The sequence below is a fragment of the Proteus vulgaris genome (assembly GCF_023100685.1).
Lineage (GTDB): Bacteria > Pseudomonadota > Gammaproteobacteria > Enterobacterales > Enterobacteriaceae > Proteus.
The window spans coordinates 2,134,956-2,149,015 of record NZ_CP090064.1 but is presented as its reverse complement, the minus strand read 5'-3'; the positions used below and the strand labels follow the sequence as shown (position 1 = coordinate 2,149,015).

General features: G+C 37.2%; 11 protein-coding genes. 3 read left to right on the top strand and 8 right to left on the bottom strand.

Going from position 1 to position 14,060, the window contains the following annotated elements; translation table 11 throughout:
- Positions 1 to 120 precede the first annotated feature (120 nt).
- The gene (locus tag LW139_RS10560) at positions 121 to 717 is read left to right on the top strand and encodes a TetR/AcrR family transcriptional regulator (RefSeq protein WP_109408214.1); all 597 of its coding nucleotides are present in this window, start codon (positions 121 to 123) and stop codon (positions 715 to 717) included.
- A gap of 270 nt (positions 718 to 987) precedes the next feature.
- Positions 988 to 1,404 (top strand): substrate binding domain-containing protein, encoded by a 417-nt coding sequence (locus tag LW139_RS10555; RefSeq protein WP_247851180.1) that lies wholly within the window; start codon positions 988 to 990, stop codon positions 1,402 to 1,404.
- A gap of 110 nt (positions 1,405 to 1,514) precedes the next feature.
- Here LW139_RS10555 and LW139_RS10550 read toward each other — a convergent pair whose 3' ends face one another.
- Positions 1,515 to 2,108 (bottom strand): TetR/AcrR family transcriptional regulator, encoded by a 594-nt coding sequence (locus LW139_RS10550; protein ID WP_227336883.1) that lies wholly within the window; start codon positions 2,106 to 2,108, stop codon positions 1,515 to 1,517.
- Between the two features lie 140 nt (positions 2,109 to 2,248).
- Between LW139_RS10550 and LW139_RS10545 the strand changes: the two genes are divergently transcribed.
- A complete protein-coding gene (locus tag LW139_RS10545; protein ID WP_166541212.1) occupies positions 2,249 to 3,457 on the top strand; it encodes an MFS transporter in 1,209 nt (402 codons plus the stop codon).
- Positions 3,458 to 3,520: 63 nt separating this feature from the next.
- On the opposite strand, the gene fhuB is transcribed toward LW139_RS10545, so the two are convergent.
- The 7 genes from fhuB to LW139_RS10510 all read right to left on the bottom strand — a co-directional run bounded on the left by fhuB (position 3,521) and on the right by LW139_RS10510 (position 13,905).
- Positions 3,521 to 5,488, bottom strand: a complete 1,968-nt coding sequence (gene fhuB / locus LW139_RS10540; protein WP_247851179.1) for a Fe(3+)-hydroxamate ABC transporter permease FhuB — start codon at positions 5,486 to 5,488, stop codon at positions 3,521 to 3,523.
- Complete coding sequence (locus LW139_RS10535) at positions 5,478 to 6,386, bottom strand: iron-siderophore ABC transporter substrate-binding protein (protein ID WP_166541214.1); 909 nt, start codon at positions 6,384 to 6,386, stop codon at positions 5,478 to 5,480. The genes fhuB and LW139_RS10535 overlap by 11 nt, the downstream gene beginning before the upstream one ends.
- Complete coding sequence (locus LW139_RS10530) at positions 6,377 to 7,159, bottom strand: ABC transporter ATP-binding protein (RefSeq protein ID WP_109408220.1); 783 nt, start codon at positions 7,157 to 7,159, stop codon at positions 6,377 to 6,379. The genes LW139_RS10535 and LW139_RS10530 overlap by 10 nt, the downstream gene beginning before the upstream one ends.
- A 72-nt stretch (positions 7,160 to 7,231) precedes the next feature.
- Positions 7,232 to 9,316 carry a TonB-dependent siderophore receptor gene (locus LW139_RS10525; RefSeq protein ID WP_282186895.1) on the bottom strand — a complete coding sequence of 695 codons (2,085 nt, stop codon included), beginning with the start codon at positions 9,314 to 9,316 and terminating at the stop codon, positions 7,232 to 7,234.
- Between the two features lie 111 nt (positions 9,317 to 9,427).
- Positions 9,428 to 10,549 carry an SUMF1/EgtB/PvdO family nonheme iron enzyme gene (locus tag LW139_RS10520; RefSeq protein ID WP_166541217.1) on the bottom strand — a complete coding sequence of 374 codons (1,122 nt, stop codon included), beginning with the start codon at positions 10,547 to 10,549 and terminating at the stop codon, positions 9,428 to 9,430.
- 2 nt (positions 10,550 to 10,551) lie between these two features.
- Positions 10,552 to 11,706 (bottom strand): ABC transporter substrate-binding protein, encoded by a 1,155-nt coding sequence (locus LW139_RS10515; RefSeq protein ID WP_227336882.1) that lies wholly within the window; start codon positions 11,704 to 11,706, stop codon positions 10,552 to 10,554.
- A gap of 9 nt (positions 11,707 to 11,715) precedes the next feature.
- A complete protein-coding gene (locus LW139_RS10510; RefSeq protein WP_227336881.1) occupies positions 11,716 to 13,905 on the bottom strand; it encodes a TonB-dependent siderophore receptor in 2,190 nt (729 codons plus the stop codon).
- Between the last annotated feature and the right edge of the window lie 155 nt (positions 13,906 to 14,060).

Genomic DNA, 14,060 nt, shown 5'->3' with positions numbered 1-14,060 from the left:
GCATAATAATACTCGACTGACCGTCGGTCAATGGTTATTGATAATGAGTTTCATTTATCATCATTGTGGCTCGCTTTAATATAGAGTACTCTTTACATGCGACTTTGAGGGAGATAAGCAATGTCATTAGAAGAACAAACTACAGATAAACCAAGAACAAAACCCGCAGAGGTTCGTTTAGAAGAGTTAATGAATGCGGCAGAAACATTGTTTTTAGATAAAGGCTTCGATGCAACAACTGTGAGCGATATCGTAAAAAAGGCAGGGGTAGCCAAAGGAACATACTATCACTATTTTTCTGCTAAAACAGACGTTCTTGATGCCTTAAGAACTCGTTATATGGATTGGTACTTGGATAAAATAGACAGTGCAATGGATGCCTGCTCAGAGCAAGATCACCGTGAAAAATTAAAACAATGGTGTGAAATTAGTGTAATTGCTTATGTTGAGAAACAGCAATTACACGATATGCTTTTTCATCAAGTTTTTCATCAAAGCAGTAATATTCATGAAAATAGGGCATTGCAGCAAATACAAACATTGTTAATTGCGGGAACTGAAAATAAAACGTGGCACGTCACACAGCCTGAATTAACCAGTACATTGATTTATCACGGTATGCATGCCGCTGTTGATAACTTAGGCCATAGTGAAGAATACACCGCAAAAACACTGGGCAATATGCTATATCAACAATTTACCCAATTACTAAAATAAAACGAAACATTATATTGTGACAATGTCACATTAAAAACCTACTTTTATAGAAAAGGGTGATCATAATATCATGATCACCCTTGTTAATTTATATTGAAGGCATTTTGTTATTTAACCGCGTTCTTTGTGAGTCTTGAGAGAAGAACACAGAATAAAGCCAATATAATAAACAAGTTAGTAATAATTAGTGTTGAATTTAAGCTGTAGTTATCAACGAGCAAGCCACCTAAATAAGCTATCCGTATTGGAGGGAATGACGATAGTCGATTAATGCGTAAGGTATTAGCACCTCACCGTTTAATAACCTGTGCATCTCCCGATTATTTTGAGCGAAATGGTAAGCCTCAATCTCCTAATGCATTATCAGAACATCAATTAATTACCTTTTCTCACCAAGGTTCAACAGTGCCTTGGAAATATCAAGTTCATCAAAAAGAATTCACTCTTCCCGTTAAAGGTAAATTACGTTTAGATAATACAGAAGCTATTTTAGACATGGCATTAACGGGTTATGGAATATGCCAGTTAGGTGAGTTTTTAGTGGGTGAATTTATTAAATCTGATAAATTAGTGCCTATTTTATTAGAGCATACAATTGTTCTTGCACCGATTTGTGCCGTTTATCCGTCTAAACGCCATTTATCTCCCGAAGTACGCTATTTGCTTGATTTTATTGAAAAGCAATAGCAAGGAAAAGCGATATGGCAAATAGCATAATCTTTGATTTGAATAATAATTAATGTGTAAAAAATCAAATAGACAATAGCGAGGATTATCACCGTGATCCTCGCTATATTTTATTTATTCTGCAAAATACGTAAACGATTTAATAAGGTATCTAATGTAGATTTAGCATGTTCTAGCTGAGCCTTACCATCGAGACTATTTGCTATCCATAAAGCAGTGGCTTCTAAACTGCCATAAATGAATAGAGCCAACATTTTTGAGTCAGTCTTTACAAGTATTTTATTCTCGATAAGTTTATCAATCATACTACTCATAGATACTACACAATGAGTGGGAAGTTCAGTCACTTTATCACTTAATACAGCGCGTGAATCTCTCATAATAATACGTTGAATTTCAGGCTCTAAAGCCATTTCTAAATAGGTATGACAACGCATTGAAAATGCCAACCAAGGATCGTCAATAGTATCGGAAATAGCCTGCAAACGAGCATCCATCTCTGCATCTATTTGTGCAACAACAGCCGATAACAATCCTTTTTTATCACCAAAATGGTGATACAACGCACCTCGAGTTAAACCTGCTTGTGCCGTTAAGTCATCCATTGAGGCTTCTGTATAGCCTTGTTCACAGAATACTTTCCTTGCTGTTTCTAGCAATAATAGCCGTGTTTCTTCCATTTCAGCACGAGTACGTCTAGCCATTTTATCTCCTTTTTTAAACATACATACGTATTGTTTGTATATTTACATTCAGATCGTATGAATATATGATTTATACATACGCACTGTATGTATTATCTTTAACCCTCGCTAAAATGGCAAGGGTAAACATAAGGAAAACTATGATAAATACTTATCGAACACTATTTAGCTATAAAGGCACGCTATCTTTTACCTTAGCGGGAATGGTTGCACGATTACCACTACCGATGATGGGTATTGGTATCATTATGATGATTTCACAACTTACAGGCAGCTATGCATTAGCGGGAACAATTTCTGCCAGTTTTGTATTTACTTACGCGATGCTATCACCGCAAATATCACGTCTAGTTGATACTTATGGGCAATATCGAATTTTACCTTTATTCACATTAATCAGCGTTATTGGAATAGGGGGCATGTTATTGGCAACATGGTTACAATGGCATATTAGTTTATTATTTATTTTTGCAGTGCTGATTGGCTTTATGCCGTGTATTTCTGCAATGATCAGAGCAAGATGGACAGTAATTTATAAAGAAGATAGTCGCTTACAAACAGCTTATTCGTTAGAAAGTGTGTTTGATGAAGTTACATTTATTATTGGTCCACCCATTTCAGTCACATTAAGTGTCGTTTTTTTTCCACAAGCTGGGTTATTAATGTCTGCTGTTTTTCTTATCATCGGTGTATTTTTACTCGTTTTACAACGTGATACAGAGCCTGCAATAACACCAATATCTTCTGAATTAATACATCATAAGACACAATCTGTGATCCGCTTTTCTCTCGTAAAAATCTTAACTGTTATTATGATTTTTATGGGTGTAATTGTAGGCACCATTGATATTTTTAGTGTGGCTTTCGCCAATACCCAAAAAATGCCTGCAGGTGCAAGCATTGTATTATCCGCCTATGCTATTGGCTCTTGTTTTGCAGGTCTATTCTTTGGCACGTTAAAATTATCAACACCGTTACACCGTTTATTATGCTTAGGTGGCATCGCAACGTTCCTCACTATTTTACCTCTTGTTTTTGTAGACTCAATTTATAGCTTAAGTTTAGTGGTATTAATTTCCGGGATCTTCTTTGCTCCCATGATAATAGTGACAATGTCACTTATTGAGAAAAGTGTACCCGAAAATCAACTTACAGAAGGAATGACATGGTTACTTGCAGGATTAAATGTAGGCACAGCAATTGGTGCAACATTAACAGGGCAACTTGTTGATTATTCTGGTGTTCAATCTGGTGTATGGATTGCAATTGGAGCAAGTACTTTAGTGATGTTAATTGCATTTTTAGGTTTTCAACGCATTAATCATAAAAACAGTAAAAGTTATGCGTAATTAATAACGATCAAAGCCTAAGAATATCAGCAAAAATAACACCAATATCTTAGGCTTTTTCAATCAACGGCTACGATTTAACAGCATTAAGCAAAGGAAATAGCTACCACCTAAAATAGCGACTAAAGTTCCTGCTGCAATTTGTGCGGGATAAATAAATATTTGTCCAAGCCAATCAGCCCAAACCATTAATGTTCCACCAATTAACCCTGAAACCATTAATTGTGCGTTGATTTTTTTAGCACCAAGTAATACCGCCATATGAGGAGCAACTAAGCCAATAAAGGCAATAGGGCCTACCGTTGAAGTGACTAAAGCACATAATAGTGAAACGATGATTAATAAAATAATACTGGCACGTTCAGTATGTAATCCACGAGCTAAAGCAAAACTTCGACCAATTGATATTAATGCAAGCCAGCGCGTTAATAAAAAGACACTTCCTACAATCAATGTGATTGCGAATGCAAAATAGAGAGCCTGTTCACTATTAACACGATAAGTCGAACCTGATAACCACAGTAATATTTTATAGCTGCTTAATGAGCCTTTCGCTAAGAAAAATTGAATAAAGGCTTCTAAACTCGCGGTTAAGGCAATACCCGTTAATATTAAGCTGGCTGGTGCATATTGGTGTTTCTTGCCTAAGACTAATAGAGCAATCATCACAATACAGCTACCTAATAATGCAATTCCCCACTGTGATGTTTGTAAGGTACTCCCTAAAATTAAGCTAGAAAAAACCAATGCAAAAGTAGCACCAGATGAAACCCCTAAAATATCAGGGCTAGCTAATGGATTGTAGATTAAACGTTGTAAAATAACGCCAGCAATAGCCAGTGCAATACCTGCAAATAATGCAGCCAATAAACGTGGCGATCGTAATGCCCATTGATAAACAGAAGGTATTTCCCAGAACCATTGTTGTTCATTAATATGAATGAACAGAGTAAGGGCTAATCCGAGTATTAATAATACAAATATTCCTATCACGGTATATTTTGATACTGTTTTAGCCTGAGAATGAATTGAAATCGAAAGTTGATCTTGAGCTCGCATTTTCTTGCGGCTAAACCAAATTAGTGCCGGTGCGCCAATTGCAGCCGCGGTAACACCACTTGGAATAACCGTATTAAGCCACTGACCAATCCATATCGCCAAGCTATCCGTAAGAAGCAATAAACATATTCCCATTAGTCCACTGGCAATAAGCTCTTGACGAGGCGTTCTTGCACCTAATGTTCTGACAATATTAGGTGCAAGTAATCCGATAAAACTAATAACCCCAACAACAGTAATTGAAACAGAAACTAACCAAGTGCTTAATATAATAAAAAATGCAAATGTGGGTAAAACAGACAGCCCTCGAGCCGTTGCACCTTCATGCCCTAATCGCAATAAAGTGAGAATACGGGGTGCAAACATAAAAATAAGTAAAATAGGTGCAATTCGAGGTAATAACCAAAAAAAAGTATCCCAACCATCTTGAGCTAAATCTCCAGCTCCCCACATAAATATATTCTGGGCGAATTGAGAATTTAACGTCACTAATGCAGTTGCAATCGCACCTAATAAGATATTCACTACCATACCAGAAACAACAAGGGGCAAGCCGGTCATATTGCGAATACCTGCAATCATAATCACCAAAAAGAAAGCCAATAACGCTCCCATTGTCGCAGCGAATGCGCTGTGATCAGCAACCCAATCTGTAAACCAGATATTAACAATAACTAAAGCTAACCAAGCGCCTGAAGAAGTTCCTAATGTTAACGGTGATGTCAGGTTATTTTGTGTTAATTGTTGCATTAAGCTGCCAATAACACCGAAAATTCCTCCAATCAGCAGTGTCATAGCTAAACGAGGTAATTGTGCATGAATAAAAAAAACATCGGCAAATAGGGTGTTTGTGTCTAAATGCCCTAACAAATACCATTGACGAGATAATGAAAGAGAATTATCAATTTGTAAGCTAGTAATGCTTAATAAGATGATTGCCAAAAAATAGAAAGTAAATTGCTTAATGTTCATTATTCTGTGCCATATCTAATAAACTTTCTGTAATAGCTTCAGCCATTAACGTTAATGATGCCACTCCACCATAATTCCATACTGGTTTCACTGAATGAAAATGCCCATTCTGTACAAATGGCATGGCTTGCCATAACACGGATTTTTGCAGTTTACTTTCATCAGGGAATGGCAACATATAAAGAACATATCCTTGTCTAATATGCTGCAATATATTCATTCTTCGCTGATCAATTCCCCAAGGTTGAGGAGGTAATGATATGGCAGATTTTAGACCTAACTTATTAACTACATATTCAGTTGTTGAATTTTCGGTGTACAAAAAAACAGATGTTAATGTAGAAAAACGGATCACTTCCACTTCAGGTAATGTAATAAATGCTTGCTGTAATTTGCTCTTTAATTGTGTAAAAGTGCTATCCATTTCCGCTAACTTTTTTTGTGCAAGCGCTGTTTTTCCTAAAATAGAGGCTAGGGTATTAAAATGCGCCAAAGCAACTTCTGCGGCATTATCTTGACGAGAGAAGTTAGGCAGATATACGACAGGGGCAATAGTTTTTAATACAGGCAATAAATCTTGTTGTGAACTTGATGCCAAAATAAGATCTGGCTTTAACGATGCCATTTTTTCTAAATTAGGCTCTGCTCGCATACCCACTTCTTCAATAGTATTTGGAGCAACAGGGTGAGCTACCCATTGGTTATACCCAGCAATTTCAGTTGCCCCCACAGGAATAACATCAAGTGTCAATATTTGTTCCAGTAAATCCCAATCTAAAACAATAATACGTTGGGGTATTTTATTGCTATTTTGCGCAGCATTAACAAGGGGAGTGATAAATAAAATAGCCAGACAAAAAGGCAGAAATCTAACTATTTTTTGTAATATTACACGCATACCACTGCCACCTTATGTTGTTGTAAACCTTGATTATCAGGGTGTTCAATCAGCTTAATAGGTGTTTCATAAAGTGCTGAAAGTCGCTCATCATCAAAAAGTAGAGAGGCTTCACCTTCAAATGCAATTTTCCCTTTTTTAAGCGCGATAATATGAGTGGCATAACGCAAGGCAAGGTTGAGATCATGCAAAATAACAATAATACCAACATGTTGAGTTTGATTTAGCTCACTTAAGAGTTCCATTAGTTGATATTGATGATGTATATCTAAAGCAGAAGTAGGTTCATCTAAAATTAAAATGGGTGATTGTTGAGCCAGTAACATTGCAACCCAAGCACGTTGACGTTCACCACCAGATAAATCATCAGCGAGTGTGTCTGCAAAGGGCAGAACTCCCGCTTTTACCATTGCTGTTGTGATTATTTCATCATCTTTTTTATTCCAACGGCCTAATGTTCCACGCCAAGGAAAACGGCCTAAACGCACTAATTCTCTTACTGTTAATCCTGCAGAAGCAGGAAGTTTTTGAGGAAGAAAGGCTATCTGTTTAGCTAGGTCACGTGGTTTATAGTGTGAGATATTGCAATTATTCAGTGTAATATTTCCACTATCTGGGGCTTGCTGACCAGATAATAAACTGACTAAAGTCGATTTACCTGAACCATTATGACCGAGCACAATAGTTAACCCAGAATCTGAAATACGCAGTGAGGGGATTGATAAAATAGTACGTCCACCGCGATCCATTTGAATATTTGAGAGTTCAAACATGGTCACTCATTTATAAAATAATATTCCCCCATTTATTGTACGATGAGCAATAAATGGAGGAATAAGAAAAATTTACCAGCGATATTTAGCATTCAATAAAACAGAACGGGATTGACCGTAATAACAGTAATAATCACAACCAGAGAGATATTCTTTATCAAGAATATTGTTGATATTTAACTGTAATTGCCACTGTGTATTGACGTTATAGATTGCAGCCATATCCCATAATGTTGCACTTGGTACAGTTAAATCACTACTCTTAGGATTATCTTTAGATTTACCTAAATAACGAACACCTGTTCCTAAGGTTAAATCTTGAGTTCCAGTAATTGGAATAGTGTAGTTACCCCAAGCAGATGCGGTATGTTTAGGAATTAAACCTGCTTGTTGTTTACCTTTATTACCTGTGTCATCAGTTTGCATATCGGTATAGGTATAATTGGCTTTTAATGCAAAACGTTCCGTTAATTGCATTTCACTTGTTACTTCAACACCTTTTGATGTCACTTTACCAGTTTGTGTTGAAACAGAAGTCGTTGGGTTTGCTACAAGAGCATTTTTTTGTGTGATATCAAACCAGGCAATATTAAAGTAACCATCCATAAAATCAGGTGTGTACTTTATCCCTGCCTCAATTTGATCGCCTTTTAACGGTTTATACAGATCTTTCGTCGCAGGGTCGATAGTGCTCATCACCTCAAAAGACTCAGAATAGCTCACATAAGGAGAGAGACCATTATCGGCTAGATACATTAATCCTGCATTGAGGCTAAACTCACTATCGGTACGTGATTTGTCCTCATTTTTTGTTTGTGCTTTATTTTCTGTTTTTACCCAATCTTGACGTACACCGGCTACTGCAACCCAGCGACTATCAAATTTGGTTTGATACTGTGAATAAAGGCTATATTGTGTTTTGTCGATGGTGCGATTGACATTATTAGCAGGATCAAGAGGAATATATTTACCGTAAACAGGGTTCCACGGATTAATCGTACCAAAATTGTAATTATCTTGTTCATCACCTTTAGTTTGGTGATATTGCAATTCAGCACCCGCTAATAATGTATGCTCGAAATTATCTGTATCCCATTCACCAACAACATTATTATCAAAAGAGATACTTTGGTTTTTACCATCACGGAAAACGATGCCACGATTCAGTTCTGTTGCGGTAATATCTGAATTAGGGAAGGCATAAACGCTACGCAATAACAGATCGTTATAATCATAATTTAGACGTTGAGAAAAACGCCAAACATCATTGATATTACTTTCTAATAAATAACCCGCTGAAATTTGAGTACGTTTATACTTATCGTAACCTGGTTCACCTAAATTTGTTGAAGGCTTAATTTTACCAAAAGGAGATGAAATCAAAGTGCCTGCGGCAGGAAAGAACGGGTTAGTTGGTGTGCCATCATCATGCAAATAAGTTGCCATAAACGTCAATGATGTATCGTCAGTCAAGTTAATCGCAACACTTGGTGCCAGATAAATACGCTCACTATCTGTGTGAGATAATTCTCCGTCTGATTTTTTCATTAACCCAACAAGGCGATAGCGCACACGTTTATCATCCGTGGCACTTGAAACATCAAAACCTAACCCACGTTGATCATTATTTCCAACTTCAAGAAATACTTCATTTTGGGGTTTAAAGCTGGGTTTCTTTTGTACTACGTTAACAGCACCACCAGGTGTAGATTCACCAAATAATACAGCTGAAGCACCTTTTACAACTTCAATTTGTTCAAAACCATAAGGTTCAAGTAGCCATGTATAATAACCATCACGAAAGAGACGACTGTTATCTAAATACGTTGCAGCTTCAAAACCGCGCACACGAAGCCAGTCAGTATCGTTATCGGCACCAAAGGGTTGAGAAACGACACCTGACGTATAACGTAAAGCTTCATCAAGTTTTTGAGGCGCATGTATTTCGAGATCTTTTTGAGAAATGACAGAAACGGATTTAGGCGTTTCTTGCAAACTAGTATTTACTTTTAATGCTTGAGCACTAACGACAAGCTTTTCTACTTGTTCTGTCTTTACTGCTTCTTCTGCAAAAGCCTGTGTAGCCAAAACAAAAGGAAGGGTGGCAGAACAGAGCAATGCCACCGGTTTTAATTTAAATGCATAAAGATTAATCACAATAAGCCACCGAATAATAATGATTACTATTAGCACTATTATTCATGCAATCGATACTAAGGTAAATTAATTTATGCAAAAATGTCTATAAATAATAATTTTTTAGATTAATTAACTGGTTGTATCAATCCAAGCAAGGCGACCACCGACAGAAGTGCTGCGATGTGATGCATTGTGGCTTAAACACAAAGTTCGCATACCTGCAGCTTGTTGTGAATACCAAGCCCCTCCGCGCATTAAAGAGCGTTGACCATAATTTCGTAAATAAACCTGATCATTGTCCTGTTGGTTTATTGCTGGATATAATCCTAATTCTTTAAATAATGTAGGTATTTCAATACTATTTTCTGCTGTTATTGCATTAAAATCACCATCCATTAATCCCGCAGGATAACCATTATCTGTTGGTGTGCCGTTATAGTGTTTTATTGAAGTTGATAAAATGGGAGTGCCTGCATTTTTGTCACAATGATCTGAAGGGGCATCGTATTTTGCGCTATCGGGATGATTGATGGGCAATAATTGCCCCGTTGATAATGCTATTGAATGCCATTGCTCTGTTACAGAGGGATCACCACAGAATACTGAATCATTATCTTTAATTATCTGTATTTCTCCGGCATTTAATTGCATACCGCTTTGCCATTCCCAAAGGTTGCCACATAAATCACTAATACCAAACTCACTATTATCATGATACCAATTCGACCATTGCGGTCCTGTTATTGTCGTGGGATCACCTGTAGTAAAGTCAGTATCACCAGCTTCTTTACCATCAACGCGATTAACAGATTGCTCTGGATGAAGAAAACTTCGTCCATAATCTGTATTGCCATCTTCAATCATATTGTGGTGGCGACACCACAGCATTAAAGCAGCCCATTCTGCATGGGTACTTAAATGAAATCCCCGCCCTGTATGTTGTGCATATTGCTGAAAACTCAATAAATCTAATAATGTCGCCGGTTTTTGGTTAGGCAAACTTAACAACTCACCTTGATGCAATGAAGCGGGGTAACACGCATAGAAAAATCCATTCTTAACTTTTTCATTTACAATAAATGCAGAGTGAATAGTATCATCAAGATTATCTGATACCTCATTTAATCGAAAATAAGGAACAACGTACATATAGTTAGGTTGGCCTTTTGCTGAGTATAAAATAGTTCTTTTTCCTGCTGACTGTGACTCAACTTTTGCCCGTAAAGGATCGGGTGAATAGATATCAAACATGATTATTCCTTATCTTGATCAAGTAATGTTACCCAATAGCCCGTTTCCCATTTCACAGGTAAAAATTGAGTATGGTAATCATAAAAAATAGTGTCTACATCGAGGTGAGAAAAGCGATCAGGGTGTAGCCATTTAGCCATTTGTAAGATTGCAATAAAACCAAAAGGGCTGTCATAAAATGAATGCCAAAGGGCATATACTTGTTTATTTTTAACCGCATCGAGTGTTTTGTAGGCAAGCCGTTGCATTAAAATTTCAAGTTGCTGTTTTGCCAAATCTAAATTTGCACCAGGCCCTAAGTTAATCCAATCACCTGACGGGTTATAGCCACTCCAATCAGCCCCTGTTAAAAAAATTTTATCGGGTTTGGCATAAATCACCGTTTCTTGGTTCAAAACCCCATAAGTGCCTTTTATATATTCTGAACCTAAGTTTTGCCCACCTGCATTTTGTAGCATTTGTCCCATACTGCCATTGCCATAAGAAAGACAACACTCAGGTGTAAAGCCCGCTGCTCGTTCAAATAACACATTAGGGCGTTTAAATGTTTTTTTTCCTAATTGCTGAGAAATATAAGTGAGTTGTTTTTCACGAAATTGATTCATGGCTTGGCTTTGTGAAATATTACCCAGTAAATTCCCCATAATAGATGTGCTAATTGGCGTGTTATTAAGTGGGTCGATACTCAAATCAAACACCACAACAGGAATATTCGCTTTCGTTAATAAATCCAGCACACCATTAACACTAATTGCACGATAAGTTCCAACCGCCACAATAATGACATCAGGTTTTAGCGCGATAAGTTTCTCACTATTAAAATGCCCACTCGACATAGCCGTAAATTCAGGTAATGCCAATAATTGGGGGAATGCTCGCGTATATTGATGATATAAACTTAAGTCGGCGGTACGAAATGCAGAAGGCATCCCGATAAGGCGCTCATAAAGAGCGCCTTCATTTAATGAAGCATAAAGTAAAAATAACCCACTATCTGCCACATAAATACGTGTTAATTCTTGTGGTAATACAATTTCTCTTCCCAGAATGTCAACGATTTCTCTCTGTTTTGGTTTTGCATAAACAGGAAAAGGGCTTGCTAATAGTAACGATAATGCACTGGCACCTTTTAGTAATGAACGTCGATAGTTATCCATGTTCATTTCCTAAAAATAGTAATTGAGGACACCAAGCACAACACGGTCGCTTCCCACACTGCAATAAGTCGAACTAGTACAGCTAGAAACATAGGATTTATTCGTGATATTGCTGACAGTTAATCCTAATTCTAAACCCTGTAATTCACGATTAATTGCCGATAATTGGTAGCGGAAACTCACATCCCCTAACCATACTGCGGGTACTTTAAATGTATTTGTATTATCGCCGTAAGTTGAACCTAAATAACGGACACCCGCACCTAATAATGCACCGTCTAAATAAGGCTGATGGAAACGATAATCTATCCATGCAGATCCCGTATGAGTAGGTACTTGAACAGGATGTTTATTTAAGGTGGTTGGATCGCTAGTCGATGTCACAATATTATGAAGATAGGCATAATTGAGCATCATATTAACTTGTGGCGTTAGCACTAATTTACTTTCAAACTCAAGTCCACGAGAACGAATTTCACCTGATTGCTGATAATAATCAGGATTTCTAGGATTATGTGTTGTGACATTTTCTTGGGTTAATTGATATACAGAAACACTAACCAGTTGTGTTAACTCAGGATTTTGATATTTAACGCCTGCTTCATATTGTTTTGATTTCATTGGAATAAAAGCTTTTCCATCTGCATCAGTGCCCAATACAGGATCAAAACTATCAGATGTACTTATCCATGGTGAGAACCCATTATTAAATTGATAACTTAAACCAACACGATGACTCCATGCTGTGTTATGGCTTTGCTGTGTCGTACCTGATATTTGATTATGTGTATCTAAGTCCGCACTGTCATAACGGCCACTGAGTAATAAATTCCATTGCTGCCAACGCAAGTGATCTTGTAAGTAGTATCCATAGCGATCAAATTGTTGTTTTGTGGAAGTACGAGAAACCGGGTAAGGCTCAAAATCAGGCTTGTGATGTGATGCCCACGGATCAAAACTAACCGTTTGTGAGCCCCACCAATCTTTTGTCATATAGCCATGCTGGTAATCAAAACCAGCCATCACAGTATGATTGATATCCCATGTTGCTAATTTACCAATTAATTGTGAATCAGTTACCCATGTTTCTGATTTACTTGGTGCTTCCTGATAAACCGCAGTTAATAAGCGATCACCAGGTAAAAAACCACGGGTATAGTCACGGCTTATTTCCGTATCAACCTTCATAAAACGAGTGTTTTGCTTAAATTGCCACTGTGGGGACAATTCATATTCAAACAATGAAGTTAACGACTGTTGTTTACGATGTGAATTATCATGACTTTGATTATTATAATTTCGATTAGGATCAACTTTACCATTAGGATTCGGTAATAAACCTAATGCTTGAGCCGGTAGCGTATTGTAGTAACCTAGGCGAGGCTCTTTTTGATATTGTCCCAATATTGTCCAACTCAGTGCATCATTCGGTTTCCAAGTGATAGCCGGTGAAATAAGAAAACGAGTTTGACGAGAAGAGGGAATTTGCGACTCTTGTTCAAGCGCTAACCCTGAAACACGATATAACCATGTTTCATCCTCATTAAGAGCTGATGTGGTATCAAATTTAATACCATGATTTTTATTATTACCCGCTTGTAATTGCACTTGGTGTTGCGTTTCTGCGGAAGGGCGACGCGATGTCATATTAATCACGCCACCTGCACCACCTTGTCCATATAAGGCAGATGCCGGGCCATGTACGGCTTCAATACTTTCTAAACTCCAACTATCAATCTGTGGCGCCCAAATACCACTATTACCAAGCATTCTTAAGCCATCTAAATAATAATCAGCATCAAATCCGCGCATTTTTGAATAATCAATACCGCTTCCAAAAGCGCCAAATTTTTCACTCACAACCCCTGAGCTATAACGTAATGCTTGACTAATAGATTCAGAGGGCAAGTTATCTAGCTGGCTACGATTAACAACAGAAACCATTTGTGGTGCTTCTAATAAAGTGGCATCACTTTTAGTTGCCGTTGTCTGTTGTTTTGCAACATATCCGTAAGGTTGTGCATCAGACGACGAACTTGGCGCAGAAGTAACAATAATTTTTTCAATATTTTCTGATGCGAAAGAAGGTGACATCACGCTTAGTGAAATTAATGTCGGTAAAACAAAAGAATAGCCACATTTCCAATAATTTTTTAATTGCTTATTTGGACAATGTATTGTTTGAGGTAGTAGCAACATAATGATCCCAAAAAATGAAATAAACCATGATTGACTCGTGGTCGGTAACATACACTAACGACTGACTGTCAGTCAATATAAATGATAATCATTTATATTTGTATTGCCGTAAAAATAGAATGAGTCATAAATGAAATAAAAATAGGAGGGCGAAA

Coding starts and splice junctions, on each gene's coding strand:
- LW139_RS10560 (WP_109408214.1), top strand. CDS start 121: ATGTCATTAGAAGAACAAACTACAGATAAACCAAGAACAAAACCCGCA.
- LW139_RS10545 (WP_166541212.1), top strand. CDS start 2,249: ATGATAAATACTTATCGAACACTATTTAGCTATAAAGGCACGCTATCT.
- LW139_RS10510 (WP_227336881.1), bottom strand. CDS start 13,905: ATGTTGCTACTACCTCAAACAATACATTGTCCAAATAAGCAATTAAAA.
- LW139_RS10515 (WP_227336882.1), bottom strand. CDS start 11,706: ATGGATAACTATCGACGTTCATTACTAAAAGGTGCCAGTGCATTATCG.
- LW139_RS10530 (WP_109408220.1), bottom strand. CDS start 7,159: ATGTTTGAACTCTCAAATATTCAAATGGATCGCGGTGGACGTACTATT.
- LW139_RS10550 (WP_227336883.1), bottom strand. CDS start 2,108: ATGGCTAGACGTACTCGTGCTGAAATGGAAGAAACACGGCTATTATTG.
- LW139_RS10535 (WP_166541214.1), bottom strand. CDS start 6,386: ATGCGTGTAATATTACAAAAAATAGTTAGATTTCTGCCTTTTTGTCTG.
- LW139_RS10555 (WP_247851180.1), top strand. CDS start 988: ATGCGTAAGGTATTAGCACCTCACCGTTTAATAACCTGTGCATCTCCC.
- LW139_RS10520 (WP_166541217.1), bottom strand. CDS start 10,549: ATGTTTGATATCTATTCACCCGATCCTTTACGGGCAAAAGTTGAGTCA.
- fhuB (WP_247851179.1), bottom strand. CDS start 5,488: ATGAACATTAAGCAATTTACTTTCTATTTTTTGGCAATCATCTTATTA.